The sequence below is a fragment of the Pseudomonas sp. genome (assembly GCF_037994325.1).
GTDB lineage: Bacteria > Pseudomonadota > Gammaproteobacteria > Pseudomonadales > Pseudomonadaceae > Aquipseudomonas.
Genome location: NZ_JBBNAH010000488.1, coordinates 1 through 16,866, shown reverse-complemented (window position 1 = coordinate 16,866; position 16,866 = coordinate 1). Strand labels below are relative to the sequence as shown.

The following is a 16,866-nucleotide window of genomic DNA, read 5'->3' as shown; positions in this document are numbered from 1 at the left end:
AACTTCGGGAGGCCGTATCGCTGTTTTCTCGCTATCATGTCGCCCCCGCTGGATCGGATCGGATTGTTTTCATGACTACATCTATTACCTACCCAACGATTGCTGACACCGTCGGCGAGACCCCTCTGGTGCGCTTGCAGCGCCTGCCGGGTAACACCAGTAATACGCTGTTGGTGAAGTTGGAAGGCAATAACCCGGCCGGCTCGGTGAAAGACCGCCCGGCGTTGTCGATGATTACCCGCGCTGAACTCAGCGGCGCGGTGAAACCCGGTGACACGCTGATTGAGGCCACCTCCGGCAACACCGGTATCGCCCTGGCAATGGTGGCGGCCATCAAGGGCTACCGGATGATTTTGATCATGCCGGACAATATGAGCGCCGAACGTAAGGCGGCCATGACGGCTTATGGCGCCGAGCTGATCATTGTCAGCAAGGACGAGGGCATGGAAGGCGCCCGCGATCTGGCTGAGCGCATGCAAGCCGAAGGCAAAGGCATCGTCCTTGACCAGTTTGCCAACGGCGATAACCCTATTGCGCACTACACCGGCACCGGCCCGGAATTGTGGCGCCAAACCCAGGGCACCATTACCCATTTCGTCAGCTCCATGGGTACCACCGGCACCATCATGGGGACCTCGCGCTACCTCAAGGAGCAGAACCCGGCGATTCAGATCATCGGTCTGCAACCGATGGAAGGCTCGGCGATTCCCGGTATCCGCCGCTGGCCGCAGGAGTACCTGCCGAAGATTTATCAGGCTGAGCGCGTCGACCGTATTGTCGATATGGCCCAACGCGAGGCCGAAGACACCATGCGCCGTCTGGCCCGTGAAGAAGGCATTTTCTGCGGCGTGTCTTCGGGCGGTTCCGTGGCGGCGGCGTTGCGGTTGTCCCAGGAAGTGGAGAACGCGGTCATCGTCTCGATTATCTGCGACCGTGGCGACCGTTACCTGTCCACCGGTGTTTACGATGACCCGGCATAACCATGGCTAAAAAAACCGGTGAGCTGCGCTTTCAACCCAGCGGCGGCACACGTGCGGTACAGATTCCGGTCGGCAAAAAACAGCGCTTAAGCATTGAGCGGCTGGCCAACGACGGCCGTGGTATCAGCTTTTTTGAAGGACGTACCTGGTTTGTTGCCGGCGCCTTGCCGGGCGAGCAGGTGGAGGCGCGCGTGCTGGGTGCGCGTAGCCAAATCGTCGATGCCCGTGCTGAACGCATTCTTGTCGCCGCCTCTACGCGTCGTCCGGCGCCGTGCGTGCATGCCTCGGTGTGCGGTGGTTGCAGCCTGCAACACCTGCCCCATGAGCAACAGTTAGTGCTTAAACAGCAACAGTTGAGCGAGCAGCTCAGCCGTATCGCCGGCTTGCAGCCCGAGGAATGGGCGCCGCCTTTGGTCGGCCCTGAGTTCGGCTATCGCCGCCGTGCGCGCATTGCCGTGCGTTGGGATGCCAAAGCCAAACGTTTGGACGTGGGCTTTCGCGCCGCCGCCAGCCAAGACATCGTCGCCATCAACGAATGCCTGGTGCTGGTACAGCCCTTGCAGTTGATCCTGCAGGTGTTACCGCAGCTGTTGCGACGCTTGTCCAAACCCCAGGCTTTGGGCCATGTGGAATTGTTCAACGGTACGGCCAGCGCCGTTTTGGTGCGCCATACCGCGCCGTTACCAGAGGCTGATGTGGCGTTGTTGCAGGCCTTTTGCGCTGAGCACAACGCGCAGTTGTGGTTACACGGTGAGGGCGAGCCGCAACCTTTTGATACCACCCAGGTACTGGGGTACCGGTTGGAACAGTGGGATTTGCAGCTAGCCTATCGCCCCGGTGATTTTGTTCAAGTCAATGCGCCGGTAAACGAGGCGATGATCGCCCAGGCGCTAGACTGGTTAGCACCGCAGGCCCATGAGCGGGTGCTGGATCTGTTTTGTGGCTTGGGTAATTTCACCTTGCCACTGGCGCGCCAGGTGCACGAAGTGGTGGCGGTGGAAGGGGTGCAAGTGATGGTGCAGCGGGCGGCGCAAAACGCCGTTGCCAATGGTCTGCCTAACGCGCACTTTTTCCAGGCCGACTTGTCGAACTCGCTTGCCGACGCGCCCTGGGCGGCTCAAGGTTTTTCTGCGGTACTGCTAGACCCCCCGCGTGACGGCGCTTTGCAGGCCGTTGAGCGGCTGGCAAAACTGGGTGCCAAGCGCGTGTTGTACGTGTCTTGCAACCCCGCCACCTTGGCCCGTGATACGGCCGTGCTGGTGCAACAGGGTTACCGGCTAAAACGTGCCGGAATCCTCGATATGTTTCCGCAAACGGCACATGTTGAGGCGATGGCGTTATTTGTGGCGGACTAGGATGTTCGCGTAACCGACTGGCCCGCAGAGGCTGGCGATATTCGGCGTGTGGACTGCGCGTCGTAGGGAAGGTAAACGATGGTACAGGTTAGAGCGCAGCAACCGATCAACACGGATGGCAGCATCAACCTAGAGGCCTGGCTCGATCATGTGTTGAGCGTCGACCCGGCGCTGGATCGTGAGGCCCTCAAAGCGGCGTGCGAATTCGCCCGCGAAGCCGAGCAGCAAGCCAACGCTGCGCAGAACCTGTGGACCGAAGGCACCTCCAGCTTTCGCACGGGCCTGGAAATTGCCGAAATTCTCGCTGACCTCAAACTCGATCAGGACTCCCTGGTGGCCGCCGTTGTTTATCGCGGCGTGCGTGAGGGCAAAATTCCCCTGGCCACCGTGCAGCAACGTTGCGGCGCTACGGTGGCCAAGCTGATTGAAGGCGTGCTGCGCATGGCCGCCATCAGCGCCAGCCTGAACTCCCGTGAATCGCTTGTGCTGGGCAGCCAGGCGCAGGTGGATAACCTGCGCAAAATGCTGGTGGCCATGGTTGATGACGTGCGCGTGCCGCTGATCAAGCTGGCCGAACGTACCTGTGCCATTCGCGCGATCAAGAACGGCGACGACGAAAAACGCCAACGCGTGGCCCGCGAAGTATTTGATATCTACGCGCCGCTGGCCCACCGCCTGGGTATCGGCCATATCAAATGGGAGCTGGAAGACCTGTCCTTCCGCTACCTGGAGCCGGAGCAATACAAGCAAATCGCCTCGTTGCTGCACGAGCGCCGGCTAGACCGTGAGCGCTTTATCACCGACGTGATGGTGCAACTTAAAGACGAGCTGGCCGCCACCGGCGTGCAGGCCGACATCAGCGGTCGGGCCAAACACATCTATTCCATCTGGCGCAAAATGCAGCGCAAGGGTTTGGCCTTTAGCCAGATCTACGACGTGCGTGCCTTGCGCGTGCTGGTGCCGGAAATGCGCGATTGCTACACCGCACTCGGCATCGTCCACACCTTGTGGCGGCATATTCCCAAGGAGTTTGACGACTATATCGCCAACCCCAAGGAAAACGGCTACCGCTCGCTGCACACTGCGGTAATCGGCCCGGAAGGCAAGGTGTTGGAAGTGCAGATTCGCACCCACGCCATGCACGAAGAGGCGGAGCTGGGCGTTTGTGCGCACTGGAAATACAAAGGCACCGACGTTAAGTCCGGCTCCAACCACTACGAAGAGAAAATCTCCTGGCTGCGCCAAGTGCTGGAGTGGCACGAAGAGCTGGGCGATATCGGCGGCCTGGCCGAACAACTGCGCGTGGATATCGAGCCCGACCGCGTCTACGTGTTCACCCCCGACGGCCACGCTATCGACCTGCCTAAGGGCGCGACGCCGCTGGACTTTGCCTACCGCGTGCACACCGAAATCGGCCATAACTGCCGCGGCGCCAAGATCAACGGCCGTATCGTGCCGCTCAACTACAGCCTGCAAACCGGCGAGCAGGTGGAAATCATCACCAGCAAGCACGGCGTGCCGAGCCGGGACTGGCTGAACAGCAACCTGGGCTACGTCACCACCTCGCGGGCGCGGGCCAAGATCGTGCACTGGTTCAAGCTGCAAGACCGCGACCAAAACGTCGCCGCTGGCCGCACCTTGCTGGAGCGCGAACTGGCACGCCTGGCCTTGCCGTCGGTGGACTTCGAGAAACTGGCGGAAAAGGCCAACCTGCGCACCGCTGAAGACCTGTTCGCCTCCCTGGGCGCTGGCGACCTGCGTATAGCGCAGGTGGTAAATGCGGCGCAGCAACTGGTTGAACCGGAGCGCGGCAACGAGCAACTGGAACTGATTCCGCGCCGGCACAGCAGCTTTAAACCGGGCAAACGCGGCGATATTCAGATTCAAGGTGTGGGTAACTTGCTCACGCAAATGGCGGGTTGCTGCCAACCGCTGCCGGGCGATGCCATTGTTGGCTATATCACCCTGGGGCGTGGTGTCAGCATTCACCGTCAAGACTGCGCCTCGGTGCTGCAACTGGGCGGCCGCGAACCTGAGCGCATTATCCAAGTGAGTTGGGGCCCGGTGCCGGTGCAGACCTATCCCGTGGACATCATCATCCGCGCCTACGACCGCTCCGGTCTGCTGCGTGACGTTTCACAGATGTTGCTGAACGAGAAGATCAACGTGCTGGCGGTCAACACCCGTTCCAACAAGGAAGACAACACCGCCGCCATGTCGCTGACCATCGAGATTCCCGGTTTGGAAGCATTGGGGCGGTTGCTTGGTCGCATCTCACAACTTCCCAATATCATCGAAGTTCGCCGCCACAGAACCTCGTAAGTACGGTGCGCCGGTCCACGCCGACCGGCGCACCCGACAGGGACTTCCTTATGTACCAACTCAACGACCTTCTGCACCTGATGGCCCGCCTGCGTGACCCGCAATACGGCTGCCCGTGGGACTTGCAGCAGAACTACGCGACCATCGTGCCGCACACCATTGAAGAAGCCTACGAAGTGGCCGACGCCATCGAGCGTGGCGACTTCGATCATCTGCCCGGCGAGTTGGGCGACCTATTGTTTCAGGTCGTCTACTACAGCCAATTAGCCCAGGAAGAAGGGCGCTTTGAATTCGCCACGGTGGTGGACGCCATCACCACTAAATTACTGCGCCGTCATCCCCATGTATTCCCTGATGGCGATCTGTACGGCGCGCCGGATATGGCGCGCTTGAGCGAAGCCGCGGTGAAGCAGCGCTGGGAAGAAATCAAAGCCCAGGAGCGCGCCGAGAAAGCCGCAGCGCCTGAACAGCTGTCGCTGCTGGACGATGTGCCGACTACCTTGCCGGCGTTGTCCCGCGCGGCCAAGCTGCAAAAACGCGCCGCCCAGGTTGGCTTTGATTGGCCCGAAGCGCTGCCGGTTGTGGATAAAGTTCGCGAAGAACTGGATGAAGTGTTGGAGGCGATGAGCGCCAATGACGAGGAGGCCATGGCCGAAGAAATCGGCGATTTGCTCTTTGTCGTGGTGAACCTGGCGCGGCATTTAAAGGCCGACCCGGAAACCGCGCTGCGCGCTGCCAACGCCAAGTTCGAACGGCGTTTTCGCTTTATTGAACAGGTGCTGCGCGAGCAGGGCCGCGATATGCAGGCCTGTAGCCTGGAAGAGTTGGACAGCATCTGGGCCCAGGCCAAACGCGAAGAGCGCACGGCGCCCAGTTGCGGCTAAGCGCGGCGGTAGGTTTAATCCCCCAGCGTGTGGAAGAATAACGGCGTTTTTTACGGTGCCCTTGAGAGAGTCGTCAGATGAGCATGTCATTGCGTGATCAGTTGCTGAAAGCCGGCCTGGTCAACGAAAAGCAGGCCAAACAGGTCGGCAAGGAAAAGCAGAAACAAAAGCGCCTGGAGCATAAAGGCCAGGTGGCAGTGGACGACACCCAGCAGCGCATTGCCCTGGAAGCCAAGGCCGAGAAAATCGCCCGCGACCAGGAACTCAATCGCCAGCAACAGGAAAAAGCGCAGAAGAAAGCTGAGGCTGCGCAGGTGAAACAGCTGATTGAGCAGAGCCGTTTGCCCAAGCTGACCACCGAGGATTACTACAACTTTGTCGACGACAAAAAGGTCAAGCGCATCTCCGTTAACGCCCTGATGCGTAACAAGCTCAGCAGCGGCTCGTTGGCCATCGTGCAACATGGCGGCGGTTACGAAATCATCCCCCGCGAAGCCGCGTTGAAAATCCAGGAACGCGACCCTCGGCGCGTGGTGCAACTCAACGTGCAGACCGAAGAAGACGACGCTAACGATCCATACGCGGCGTACAAGATTCCGGATGATTTGATGTGGTGAGTTGCGCTACTAACGTCCGCAACTGCGCGCCTCTGGATTCCCGCCTACGCGGGAATGACGGAGGTTTGTAAGGCCGTCACCGTCTTCCCCGCGCAGGCGGGGACCCAGGTGCGCAGTCCTCGACCAATGTGCGTTTGTGCCTGATTCCTACGTACGCGGGAATGACGGAGGTTTGTAAGGCCATCACCGTCTTCCCCGCGCAGGCGGGGACCCAGGTGTGCAGTACTCCACGAAGCTGCGTTTGTGCCTGTGCCGACGGTAATCCGTTCTTGGCTAACCCCGCGCCTTTGGCTAGAGTTCCCGCCGTGTGCCGTTTAGCGCGCACGGTGCTCTAACCACGACAAGGACGTGCCATGGATTCCATCTATCCACCCAACCCGCTACAAGTCCCGGCGAATCTCAGCCAACCCAGCGCCAGTTACCGTCGCCAAGCCCTGCTGGCCATGAGCGGATTGGGCTTCTTTATCTTTCTGTATTTCTCCATGGCCGCTTGCTTTGCCTGGAGCAGCTATCACTCAATCAATATGGCCCTGGTCGATCCCCAGCATGCGGTGCCGTGCTGGATCGTTGGCCTGAGCGCCGGTTTTCTTGCGCTGTTTATGATCAAGGCGCTGTTCTTCTTCAAAAAGGGCGGCGATGTGCAGGAGCTGGAAATTACCGCCGCGCAAGAGCCGCAGTTGTTTGAGTTTCTTCACCAATTGGCCGACCAGGCCCGCGCGCCACGACCGCATCGGGTGTTCCTCAGCGCCGATGTCAACGCCGCCGTGTTCTACGACTTGTCGCTGCTGAACCTGCTGTTTCCCTCGAAGAAAAATCTGATTATCGGCCTGGGTCTGGTGAACGTGCTGACCTTGAGCGAGCTCAAGGCGGTGCTTGCCCACGAGTTTGGGCACTTCGGACAGAAGACCATGGCGGTCGGCCGTTGGGTGTATGTGGCCCAGCAGATCGCCGCGCATATCGTCGCCAAGCGCGATGCCTTGGATAAGTTTTTACGCATGCTGTCGCGGGTTGACCTGCGCATCGCCTGGTTGGGCTGGTTGCTGACGTTGATCGTCTGGTCGATCCGCTCGCTGCTGGAAACGGCTTTTAACCTGGTGCTGATGGCCCAGCGCGCGCTGTCCCGCGAGATGGAGTTTCAGGCCGACTTGGTCGCCGTTTCCCTGACCGGCAGCGATGCTCTGGTGCATGCCCTGCAAAAACTGCAGGCCGCTGATGATGCGTGGGATCGCGCGATTAACTTTGGTTACGGCGAGCTACACGAAGGGCGTGTGGTGCGCGATTTGTTCGCGGTGCAAAGCCGCGTGCTTGAGCATTTGCGCCAGGTGTTGAATGACCCCGGCTACGGCGAAGTGCCGGCGTTGCCGGAACAGGCGCGCGAGAGCCATCGGATTTTCCAGAGTGAATTTGCCCAGCCGCCGCGTATGTGGGCGACCCATCCGCTTAACCATGAGCGTGAAGCCAATGCCAAACGCCTGTACGTGCCGGCAACCCTGGACTCGCGCAGCGCCTGGAGCGTCTTTGCCCAGCCGCAAACGCTGCGTGAGGCCGTGACCCAGCGCGTGCTGCGCTTGGAAGAGGCGCGCGAAGCGGTGGCGCTTGATGAGTCGCTGCAAGCCCTCGACCAGCAGTACGCCCAGGAAGTCTTTAAAGGCCGTTATCGCGGCGTCTACTTGGGCCGCTCGGTGGTTCGTCATGCGGCCACGGTGAATGATTTGTATGTTGTCGGTCGCGGCATTGGGCCGTCGTACCTGGCCCAGCTGTACCCGGAAAGTCTGCACGATCAATTGGAGAACCTGCGCAGCTTGGAGCGGGAAAAGTCTCTGCTTGAAGCGCTGCGCGACGGCACCTACAAAGCGCCGGGCGGAGTGATTCGGCATCGCGAGCGCACCTTGCAACCCCGTGAACTGCCCGCTGCCATTGCCGCCATGCGGGAAGAATGCGAAGCCGCGCAAGTTCAGATCATCGAACATGACCGCCTGTGCCGCAGCGCCCATTTGTCTGCCGCCGCCACCGTGCAGAACGGCTGGGAAGCGCATCTGGCTTCGACCTTGGCCTTGCTGCATTACGCCGACCACAGCCAGGCCAGCATCCGCGATGCCCAGGGCTTTCTTGCCAACGTCGTGGCTGTGGTAACGGCCGACGGCAAGGTCAGCAGCCGCGAACTCAAGCGCGTGATCAGCGCCGGCAACGAACTGCACCGCGTGCTGGGTGGTATCTATCGTCAGGCGCCGCAGGTACAGCTCAGCGCCGATTTGCTCAGTGAAATGGGGATTGAGAGTTGGCAGGAGGCCGTTGGTGAGTTCACCCTGCCGCCGCCGGACAAAAACAATATCAACGACTGGATGAACGTAATCGACGGTTGGGGCAATGCGCTGGCCAACGCCCTTGGTCACCTGCGCCAAGTGACCCTGACGCGCTTGCTGGTGGGGGAAGCGAAGGTCGCCGACTGGCTACACAACGACCAAGCCGCTGAGCCGGCCCCGGAGCCTTCCAACGTGCCGCAGCCGTTCGAAACCTTGCTGCCAGGTAGCGAACGGCAACTGCAAAAACGCCTGGGTTTGTGGGACCGCTTCCAAGTGGCCGACGGCTTTTTCCCAGCGTTGTCGCGCTTACTGGTCGCCGGCTGCATTGTCGGCGCTGCTTTGCTGCTGAGCGCCACGCTGGAGCTGTGGTTTTAAACAACCCGTGTACGCCGGGACCTGTAGAGCGTTTCGGCGGCGTTCGTCAGCTTGTGGATGCAATAATCTGCACGTGCTGGCAAAAGGCCTGTCATAGCTCCCAGATCGTCAATTTGGGAGCCTCTATCAATGGCCGATAAATACAACCTGCAACGCTTTGTCGATGCCCAAGCCACAACCTATGAGCAAGCCCTTGCCGAGCTACAAGCGGGCAGGAAACAAAGCCATTGGATGTGGTTTATCTTTCCCCAGCTCAAGGGGCTGGGCCATAGCGACACCGCCCAGCGCTATGGCATTTCCGGGCTGGACGAAGCCAATGCCTACCTGACTCACCCGGTATTAGGCCCCCGTTTGCGGGTTTGCACCGACGCCATTCTGGCCTGGGGCCAACGCAGCGCGCGGGACATTTTCGGCAGTCCCGATGATATGAAACTGTGCTCGTGCATGACCTTGTTTGCCACCCTTAGCCATGAGCCGGGCTTATTTTCGCAAGTGCTGGAGCAATTCTTCGATGGGCACGCGGACCCGCTGACGCTGGCGCGGGTGGGTTAGTACGGAAGTCTACGTGCTGAGCAACGTGAGATAGGTGTTAATCCGGGTGGGATTTGCCATGATGGCGCATTGCCAATTTGCGCCCAGGACTACCCGTGAACGGACTCGCCACTATCAGCACAACCGGCTTTCTTCTGGCGCTATTGGTTCAAGCCGGGTTCGCGCCAGCGGCCTTCGCGACCAGCGAAACCGAGATCTACGTCGCCCGCCAACTGCCCAACGAAACTGCCGCCCACTACCGCGCATTCCCCTGTGACTATTTAGAGGTCGCGGCAAAAACCGCCGACGAATTCCTTGCCGGTACGTTGCCCGAAGCCAAGCAATTGGGCAGTGCGCGCAAGGTTGCGGTGGGCCTGGTGCGGATGGAAAAAAGCTGCCCGACCACCACGTTGCTTTCCGGCGGCCGCCTGGGGCTTTCCATCGACGATATCGACCCAGGAAAGTCTGCTCGCTTGAACACCCCCACGTCCGGCGTATGGGTCAACTCGGCTGCTCCCGGCAGCACCGGCGAGCGCGCAGGTGTGTTGGCTCGCGATGTGATCGTGGCGCTTAACGATGTGCCGGTGGAGGGCGTTATTACCCTCAGAACCCTGGTGGGGCGAACGCCCGTTGGCACTCAAGTAAAACTGAAAATCTGGCGCGCGCCGCAGTGGCTGGAACTGTACGCCGAAGTTGGCCCGCCGCTGCCGGGTACAGCCGTAGCCAGTGTGCCCATAAGTGCGCCAGCTACTGCTTCTGCTCCGCGCCCCAGCGCCATCAGCCCAGCCACTTCACTGCAAGGTATGACGCTGGAAATGGTCAGCGGTCCGGTCGCGACGGCAGTCGGTCTGCCACAAGCCGCGGGCTTGCGGGTAGTCGGCCTGGACAAAGGCAGCCTCGGAGAAAAGGCTGGCTTCAAGGCCCTGGACGTCATTCTGGATGTGGCTGGCCAGGAGGTGGGCTCCGTTGCCCAGTTGAGCGCCATCGTTGAACGCATGCGCCCAGGCTATAAGGCGACGCTCACGGTGTGGCGTTACCGGGCGAAGAAAGAACTGAGCCTGGTGTTGAAGTAACGGCGTTGCTGCTGTTCACCGTTTTACCTTAGGAAATGGTTATGAACCTACGTGCGCGGTTGTTACCTGTTTTAGCCGTTGGGCCGCTATGCCTGGGCTTGCAAGGCTGTTCGACCCCGGCGATGGAGGCGTTTGTTAACTACAACCCCGAGCCGCTTCAGCAGTCGCTGGTTACTCGCCAGGTGGGCGTTAATGACTACCTGTTGTTGGATACCGCCGGTGGTTATTTGACCCCGCTGTGCCTGATGGCCTTTAACTTTTCGCCCACGGCCATTAACAGCATTGACTACCTGTTGGCCAACGGCGCCGACGTTAACCAGCCCTGTGGCAGGGGCAACAGTTACAGTGGCTATACCGCTTTGGATTTTGCGGTCGATCAAGCGTACGAATTTCAGAAAACCCTTAATCCCTATATAGGGCCCAGAACCAAGCCCTCGAAAACGCCCATTTTTATGGCCACTGTCGCCAAGTTGCGCGCTCATGGCGGCGGCTCGTTGCGGGGCTCGGATAGCCCAGAGGCTATCGCCGCCCAGTTCAAGTCATGGAACGGCAGCAACGACGCTTTTGTCGAGAAATGGGCTGCGGATATTCGGCGCGAGGAGGCTGAGTCAAAAAAGAACAGCCTGTTTACCGCCGAAAATCTCAGTGCGGTCGCCGCCGTAGCGGGGACGGCTACCGCCCTCTACGCCAACCAGGCGCAGAGCGCCGGCAATGTCGCAGCCCTGGCACCGGCCACTCAAGCCTTGCGCAGCAGCACCAGCAACGTCGGTAGTGCTGCCGTAGCCACCAGACCTGCGGACGCGTCCGCCACCTCGCTGCAGAACATGGCCGGCATTAACGCTGCCACTGATAACGCCCGTGCTACGCGCGGCCAGCAATTGGACCAGATAGTCGCCAAGGTCGCCGCCGATGGCGGCATGAAAACCATGGTTGCCAGCTACCGATGCTCTGCCGAAGAGCCACTGCAAAGCGTCACCGTGCCGTACAAGACCGAGGCATGCCGAGCGGCCAAACAGAACTGGTTTGCGGTGTACGCCTGCAACGAGGTGGCGAGCATGAGCGCGGCCAATGAGCAATGCCGCCAGGGGTGCGGCAACGTCAATTGCGACGAGGGGCAATAGCCCATCCCACTGCTTGAAAGCTGCGCGGTTATTGGGCTTGAGGGGATATGCGGGTGTATGGCACTCTGCAATCACTTGGCCGCTGGCTATTATCTGCTTTACCAAATGGATGCTGTTGACGCGACGCGCTTGGAGAGGGGCGCTCGTGACGGGGTATCTGCCAACATCACCAGGGACGGACCTTCCTATGCGCTTGCCTGCTCGTTCATCTTCCGCTGCTACCCCGTGTATTAGCAGTCTGACAGTGTTGTGCCTGCTGCTTAGCGGCTGCGCTCAGTACCAGATGGCGCAGGTGCCCAACAATATCCCCGATGGTGTGGCCACCCACCGATTTCAGACCACCACCAGCGCCTTTGAATACTCAGGCGAATGGAAAAATAGCCTTCCCAATGGTGCTGGCAGCGGCCGCGACTTTGATGCGGCCGGGCAAGTGACCGCTACCTGTAAAGGTCAGTTCAGCAATGCGCCCGGCTCGCTTGGCGGTTACGGCGAGGGCGAGATCTACCGCACCAATGGCACGGTGATTTTCCGCGGCGTCATTGTGTCTTCGCTGATGGGCGGTATGGGCTGTATGCCGGGCACCAAAGGCACCTATATTTCGCCGGCCGGTTGGAGCGTGAAAGGCGAGACGTTCCAAAGTATTACCCAAGCGTCCGGTGTGTTTATGACTTCGGGGCCGTGCACCTTGGGCGACCCGCAGGGTAATACCTGGACCGGCGTCTGTAATCTGCCGACAACCTCGAAACACCTGTCCATTAAGCAGGACGAGTACAAGCATTGGGTGGATGAGCTGAATGTGTACCCCACCTATATGCAGTTCACCGGCGGCGGCATTACCAATTTCACCTTGGCCAATGGCCCCGGTGTGATGCGCTTTGCCAATGGTGAACAGGTGGAAGGCAACTTTGACGCCGGCCACCTGGAGGACGGCCTGGTGCGGGTTACCGCCGCTAACGGCCAGGTTTCTCAGGCCATGGCTAGCAACGGCAAGTTGGGTCAGCGGTTTAGCGCCGGCGGCCAGTTGGCCGACGCCAAAGCGTGCGGTTTTCCTGGCTGGCGTTTGCTCAGTGGCCGCTGTGAGCAAAACAGCTGGTCCGGCGAGGTCGAGGCCTACGATGCCAATGCCATGGAACGTATCACTGGGACCTTTAAAAAAGGCGTGCCCAGCGGCACGGTCACTTGGTCACGGCTCGACTCCGGCCTGCAAATACGCGGCACCATGGTTGCCAGCAATGGTGGCTTGGGCTTTAGCAAGGGGCGAGTAAGCGTTAATGACGCGCTTGCTTATGAAGGTGAAATGAGCGGCTTCGCCCCCAATGGCAACGGTATTTGCACCGTCAGCGGTAGCCCGGAACGTTGCGAATTTATCAACGGCGAGCGGGTGGACGCGTTGTATAAAACCCGCGTGGAAAACGAGCGACTGCGCAGTGAAATCGCCGCCAGTCAGCAGCAAAAAGCCGAGCAACACGCACAGCAGCAAGCTGCCGCGCGCCGCCAAGCACAGGCTGAGGCCGCTGCCGAAGACGACAGCGGTGACCTATTCGGCAAGGTCATGGCCATTGGTATTGGCGCTGGCGCCGTCAGCTCGGTGTCCGGCGTTGATAGCGCGATTCGCAACCAAATGATTACCGGCATGGCTGCCGATATCCTTACCGACGGTAAAGCCGGCGGCATCGCCACCGCTCAACGTAACCTCGGCGTGCAAAGCAGCGCCGGGAGTGTGCAGCCAGTGTTGTCGACCCTAAGCGGCGCTACCTTGGGCAACAGCAGCGTGCTCAAAGGAAGCTCCGCCGTAGCCAGCAGCGCCGGCACCGATGCTTCCACCGCCACCCTGAAAAATATCGCCGGCATGGGCAGCACGGCTGGCCACGCTGAACGCAGTCAGAAACTCGACGACATCGTTGCCAAAGTAGCCGCCGATGGCGGCATGAAAACCATGGTTGCCAAGTACCGCTGTTCTGCCGAAGAGCCCGAGCAAAGCGTTACCGTGCCCTATAAAACCGAGGCGTGCCGAGCAGCCAAGCAGAATTGGTTTGCGGTGTACGCCTGCAACGACGTTGAGCACATGAGCGCGGCGAATCAGCAGTGCGTTCAGGGCTGCGGCAATGCGAATTGCGATGAGCAGTAGCACTGCCGTTTATAGCTAGATACCTGAGTACGTTGTCGACGTGCCTGCGCTCGCGTCGACCTGGCAAATTGGCGGGGGGAGGCAGCTAGCCGCCTGACTCCGCTTGCTCACATTTGCCCTCGCGCATCTGCGCCAACACCCGCTCAGCATTGCCTTCACAGCCCATACCTTCGGGCTTGTTTTTGATAGTGGCGATGATTTCCAGAAGCTGTGTTTTGTTCTGCGCTAGGCGTTGTTGCATGGCGTCGATCTCGTCGACTTTGCGTTGCAGGGTGCTGAGCACTTCGTCGTGCTGCCAGCCTTGTGGGTTGTTGTCGGGCAGAAACCGGCGGATTTCTTCCAGGCTGAACCCTGCGCGCTGGGCGTTGAGGATAATTGCCAGGGTGTGTTCGGCGTGGGGCGGGTAGTGGCGATAGCCGTTGGCGTGGCGTTGCGCGCTAATCAGGCCGCTGGCTTCGTAGAAGCGAATGCGTGATGGGGCGATGTTTGTGCGTTGGGCCAGTTCGCCGATTTTCATGCGGTGCTCCTGCTGGGCGCGCTTGGCTTAGTGGGGGGATTGACCTTAAAGGTGACTTTAACCTTAGGCTCGCCTCATCTGCTAACCGTATTTCGCTTTGGAGCTCTAGATGACTGCCTTTTCCCCTGTGCAATTACCTAACGGCAGCACCGTTGCCAACCGTATCGCCAAAGCGGCGATGGAAGAAAACCTTGCTGATGCCGAGCAGGGGCCTTCTGCTCAATTGCTGCGTTTGTATCAGGCCTGGGCGGAGGGCGGTGTGGGGCTGATTCTGACCGGCAACGTGATGGTCGATCGCCGCGCCATGACCGGCCCCGGCGGCGTAGTGCTGGAAGATGCACGGCAATTGGATAAGTTTCGCCAGTGGGCACGCGTCAGCCGCAGCCACGGCGCTCAGGTGTGGATGCAGCTTAATCATCCAGGGCGGCAGATGCAGGCCAGCCTTGGCCAGCAGACTGTGGCGCCGTCGGCGGTATCGCTGCAGCTGGGCGGTATGTCGAAGATGTTTGCCGAGCCCAAACCCATGAGCGAGGCGGATATCGCTGAGCTGATCCAACGTTTCGCCACCGCCGCGCAGTTGGCGGAGCAGGCCGGTTTTACCGGTGTGCAGATTCATGCGGCGCATGGCTATTTGCTTAGCCAATTTCTTTCGCCATTGACCAACCAGCGCACCGACCGCTGGGGCGGCAGCCTGGAAAACCGCGCGCGAGTGCTGACCGAAGTGGTCAAGGCCGTGCGCGCCGTGGTGGCGCCGCAGTTTTGCGTAGCCGTAAAGCTCAACTCGGCGGACTTCCAACGCGGTGGTTTTGACGGCGCGGATGCGTTGCGGGTGGTGGAGCTGCTGAATGAACTGCCAGTGGATTTGGTCGAGCTATCCGGTGGCAGTTATGAAGCGCCCGCCATGCAAGGTGATGCGCGTGACGGCCGCACGTTGGCGCGTGAGGCCTACTTTCTTGAATTCGCCAGCGACATCGCCAAGGCCGCGCGCATGCCGCTGATGGTCACCGGCGGCATTCGCCGCTTACCGGTGGTTGAAAAAGTGCTAGCCAGTGGTGTGGCCATGGCCGGTATCGCCACCGCCTTGGCTATCGAGCCAGCCTTGCCGAAACGCTGGCAGGCCGGCCAGACCGACAGCCCTGAGCTGGCGCCGATCACCTGGAAGAACAAGGTCTTTGCCTCGCTGGCCTATATGGCCGTGGTGAAGTTTCAACTGCGCCAATTGAGCCGCGGCAGCCAGCCAAATCCTGGGGTGTCGCCGTTGAAAGCGCTGGTGCTGGAGCAGGTAAAAACGCTGAGTCGCACGCGGCAGTACAAGCGCTGGATGGCTGCTAATTAGGTTCTCGCCCGTTTTTATGTAGCCTGATTCCGGGCATCCAGTTTTAGGCTATTCATCTGCGCTGCTTGACAGGCACGATGCGCGCTCCAAAAATGTACGTAAGTTGCGCATAGTTATGGATGCTACCTTTGTAGAAATGCGGATGTTTTCCCAACATCGCAGCCACTATCTGGACGACCAGGCATTCGTCGATGTTCAGCAAGTGTTGTTGTTGCACCCAGAGGTGGGCGATGTCATTGCCAACACCGGCGGCTTACGCAAGGCTCGTTTTAGTGACGGGACGCGTGGTAAGGGTAAGCGAGGAGGGCTGCGGATTATTTATTACTGGTGGCAGGCGGGAGGGCAAATTTGGCTCTTCACCCTGTACGACAAGGATGAATTGGAGGACTTGAGCTATGACCAGCGCAAATTGTTAAAGCACCTATTGGAATCTGAAATAAAAGTGAGAAAGCGGCCATGACCAAGAAGCGCGATATTTTTGCAGAGATTGTCGACGGTTTTCGAGACTTGGCGCAGGAGCGCGAAGGCAAGATCACCCTGCGCACCTACACGGTTGAGGCCAAATCGCTGGCGCCGGCCACGGCAGAGGAAATCATCGCCGTGCGCAAAAAACTCAATATGTCCCAGCCGGTTTTTGCTCAACACCTGCACGCCACACCCAGCACGGTAAAGAACTGGGAGCAGAACCGCGCTAAGCCCAATCCGCAAGCCACGGTGCTTATTCGACTATTGAATGCCTATCCAGAAACGGCCAAGCACCTAGCGCAAATTGCCTGATCACTGCGCCGACCACACCGCCAATTCATACCCATCCAAATCAAAAAACTGAAACCGGCGTCCGCCAGGAAAGGCAAAAACCGCTTTGCTAATGGTGGCGCCGGCGGCCTCTACGCGCTGCTGGGTCGCGGCCAGGTCATCGGCATACAAAATCACCAACGGCCCGCCCGCGCGCACTTCTTCGCCGGAGGTAAAACCGCCGGTTAAGCGGCCATCGGTGAATTCGCAGTAGGTGGGGCCGTAGTCGGTGAAGGTCCAGCCGAATACCGTGCCGTAGAAGGCTTTGCTGCGTTGGATGTTGCTGACGTTGAATTCGATATTGTCGATCTGCCGATCGTTGCCTCGAGTACCCATGCTGCTGTCCTTATCGTTGAGTGCGCTCGCGCGTGACATTAGCCAACGTTAGCGGGGCAATCAGGCGATGAAAAGGCGCCACGGGCAACATATAGAGGGTGCCCAACCAATTGTGCGTATGCACCACGGTGGATAACACCAAAGTGCGGGTGCCATCGGCGTTGATGGGCAGGCGGTTGAGGGAGAGAAATAC

16 protein-coding genes are annotated in these 16,866 nt (G+C 59.8%); 13 read left to right on the top strand and 3 right to left on the bottom strand.

What is annotated here, in order from left to right:
* Positions 1-71: 71 nt before the first annotated feature.
* From cysM to AAAB16_RS16625, 10 genes are all read left to right on the top strand, one after another.
* Positions 72-980, top strand: a complete 909-nt coding sequence (gene cysM / locus AAAB16_RS16670; RefSeq protein ID WP_340664326.1) for a cysteine synthase CysM — start codon at positions 72-74, stop codon at positions 978-980.
* Between the two features lie 2 nt (positions 981-982).
* The gene (rlmD, locus tag AAAB16_RS16665; RefSeq protein ID WP_340664325.1) at positions 983-2,335 is read left to right on the top strand and encodes a 23S rRNA (uracil(1939)-C(5))-methyltransferase RlmD; all 1,353 of its coding nucleotides are present in this window, start codon (positions 983-985) and stop codon (positions 2,333-2,335) included.
* Between the two features lie 78 nt (positions 2,336-2,413).
* A complete protein-coding gene (gene relA, locus AAAB16_RS16660) occupies positions 2,414-4,657 on the top strand; it encodes a GTP diphosphokinase (protein ID WP_110616519.1) in 2,244 nt (747 codons plus the stop codon).
* A 50-nt stretch (positions 4,658-4,707) separates the two neighbouring features.
* Positions 4,708-5,541, top strand: a complete 834-nt coding sequence (gene mazG / locus AAAB16_RS16655) for a nucleoside triphosphate pyrophosphohydrolase (protein ID WP_340664324.1) — start codon at positions 4,708-4,710, stop codon at positions 5,539-5,541.
* A 77-nt stretch (positions 5,542-5,618) separates the two neighbouring features.
* The gene (locus AAAB16_RS16650; protein ID WP_340664323.1) at positions 5,619-6,158 is read left to right on the top strand and encodes a DUF2058 domain-containing protein; all 540 of its coding nucleotides are present in this window, start codon (positions 5,619-5,621) and stop codon (positions 6,156-6,158) included.
* A 353-nt stretch (positions 6,159-6,511) separates the two neighbouring features.
* Positions 6,512-8,836: a M48 family metallopeptidase gene (locus AAAB16_RS16645; protein ID WP_340664322.1), complete on the top strand. Its 2,325-nt coding sequence runs from the start codon at positions 6,512-6,514 to the stop codon at positions 8,834-8,836.
* Positions 8,837-8,965: 129 nt separating this feature from the next.
* Positions 8,966-9,388 carry a DUF1810 domain-containing protein gene (locus AAAB16_RS16640; RefSeq protein WP_340664321.1) on the top strand — a complete coding sequence of 141 codons (423 nt, stop codon included), beginning with the start codon at positions 8,966-8,968 and terminating at the stop codon, positions 9,386-9,388.
* Positions 9,389-9,483: 95 nt separating this feature from the next.
* On the top strand, positions 9,484-10,440 hold the full coding sequence (locus tag AAAB16_RS16635) for a PDZ domain-containing protein (protein ID WP_340664320.1): 957 nt from the start codon (positions 9,484-9,486) through the stop codon (positions 10,438-10,440).
* A gap of 41 nt (positions 10,441-10,481) precedes the next feature.
* Positions 10,482-11,561, top strand: coding sequence for a hypothetical protein (locus AAAB16_RS16630; protein WP_340664319.1), 1,080 nt, complete (start codon positions 10,482-10,484; stop codon positions 11,559-11,561).
* A 244-nt stretch (positions 11,562-11,805) separates the two neighbouring features.
* Positions 11,806-13,689: a hypothetical protein gene (locus tag AAAB16_RS16625; RefSeq protein ID WP_340664318.1), complete on the top strand. Its 1,884-nt coding sequence runs from the start codon at positions 11,806-11,808 to the stop codon at positions 13,687-13,689.
* A gap of 85 nt (positions 13,690-13,774) precedes the next feature.
* Here AAAB16_RS16625 and AAAB16_RS16620 read toward each other — a convergent pair whose 3' ends face one another.
* The gene (locus AAAB16_RS16620) at positions 13,775-14,206 is read right to left on the bottom strand and encodes a MerR family DNA-binding protein (RefSeq protein WP_340664317.1); all 432 of its coding nucleotides are present in this window, start codon (positions 14,204-14,206) and stop codon (positions 13,775-13,777) included.
* Between the two features lie 109 nt (positions 14,207-14,315).
* Between AAAB16_RS16620 and AAAB16_RS16615 the strand changes: the two genes are divergently transcribed.
* The 3 genes from AAAB16_RS16615 to AAAB16_RS16605 all read left to right on the top strand — a co-directional run bounded on the left by AAAB16_RS16615 (position 14,316) and on the right by AAAB16_RS16605 (position 16,319).
* Positions 14,316-15,542, top strand: a complete 1,227-nt coding sequence (locus AAAB16_RS16615) for an NADH:flavin oxidoreductase/NADH oxidase family protein (RefSeq protein WP_340664316.1) — start codon at positions 14,316-14,318, stop codon at positions 15,540-15,542.
* A 115-nt stretch (positions 15,543-15,657) separates the two neighbouring features.
* Positions 15,658-16,002: a toxin gene (locus AAAB16_RS16610; protein WP_340664315.1), complete on the top strand. Its 345-nt coding sequence runs from the start codon at positions 15,658-15,660 to the stop codon at positions 16,000-16,002.
* On the top strand, positions 15,999-16,319 hold the full coding sequence (locus tag AAAB16_RS16605) for a helix-turn-helix domain-containing protein (RefSeq protein WP_340664314.1): 321 nt from the start codon (positions 15,999-16,001) through the stop codon (positions 16,317-16,319). Before AAAB16_RS16610 ends, AAAB16_RS16605 begins: the two co-directional genes overlap by 4 nt.
* Here the strand turns inward: AAAB16_RS16605 and AAAB16_RS16600 are convergent, their stop codons facing one another.
* Together AAAB16_RS16600 and AAAB16_RS16595 are read right to left on the bottom strand one after the other, a co-directional pair.
* Positions 16,320-16,673 carry a VOC family protein gene (locus AAAB16_RS16600; RefSeq protein WP_340664313.1) on the bottom strand — a complete coding sequence of 118 codons (354 nt, stop codon included), beginning with the start codon at positions 16,671-16,673 and terminating at the stop codon, positions 16,320-16,322.
* Between the two features lie 10 nt (positions 16,674-16,683).
* On the bottom strand, positions 16,684-16,866 hold a 183-nt coding region (locus AAAB16_RS16595; RefSeq protein WP_340664312.1), incomplete at its 5' end, for a DUF2867 domain-containing protein.

Coding starts and splice junctions, on each gene's coding strand:
- AAAB16_RS16615 (WP_340664316.1), top strand. CDS start 14,316: ATGACTGCCTTTTCCCCTGTGCAATTACCTAACGGCAGCACCGTTGCC.
- AAAB16_RS16605 (WP_340664314.1), top strand. CDS start 15,999: ATGACCAAGAAGCGCGATATTTTTGCAGAGATTGTCGACGGTTTTCGA.
- relA (WP_110616519.1), top strand. CDS start 2,414: ATGGTACAGGTTAGAGCGCAGCAACCGATCAACACGGATGGCAGCATC.
- AAAB16_RS16640 (WP_340664321.1), top strand. CDS start 8,966: ATGGCCGATAAATACAACCTGCAACGCTTTGTCGATGCCCAAGCCACA.
- AAAB16_RS16600 (WP_340664313.1), bottom strand. CDS start 16,673: ATGGGTACTCGAGGCAACGATCGGCAGATCGACAATATCGAATTCAAC.
- rlmD (WP_340664325.1), top strand. CDS start 983: ATGGCTAAAAAAACCGGTGAGCTGCGCTTTCAACCCAGCGGCGGCACA.
- mazG (WP_340664324.1), top strand. CDS start 4,708: ATGTACCAACTCAACGACCTTCTGCACCTGATGGCCCGCCTGCGTGAC.
- AAAB16_RS16620 (WP_340664317.1), bottom strand. CDS start 14,206: ATGAAAATCGGCGAACTGGCCCAACGCACAAACATCGCCCCATCACGC.
- AAAB16_RS16645 (WP_340664322.1), top strand. CDS start 6,512: ATGGATTCCATCTATCCACCCAACCCGCTACAAGTCCCGGCGAATCTC.
- AAAB16_RS16650 (WP_340664323.1), top strand. CDS start 5,619: ATGAGCATGTCATTGCGTGATCAGTTGCTGAAAGCCGGCCTGGTCAAC.
- AAAB16_RS16610 (WP_340664315.1), top strand. CDS start 15,658: ATGGATGCTACCTTTGTAGAAATGCGGATGTTTTCCCAACATCGCAGC.
- AAAB16_RS16630 (WP_340664319.1), top strand. CDS start 10,482: ATGAACCTACGTGCGCGGTTGTTACCTGTTTTAGCCGTTGGGCCGCTA.
- cysM (WP_340664326.1), top strand. CDS start 72: ATGACTACATCTATTACCTACCCAACGATTGCTGACACCGTCGGCGAG.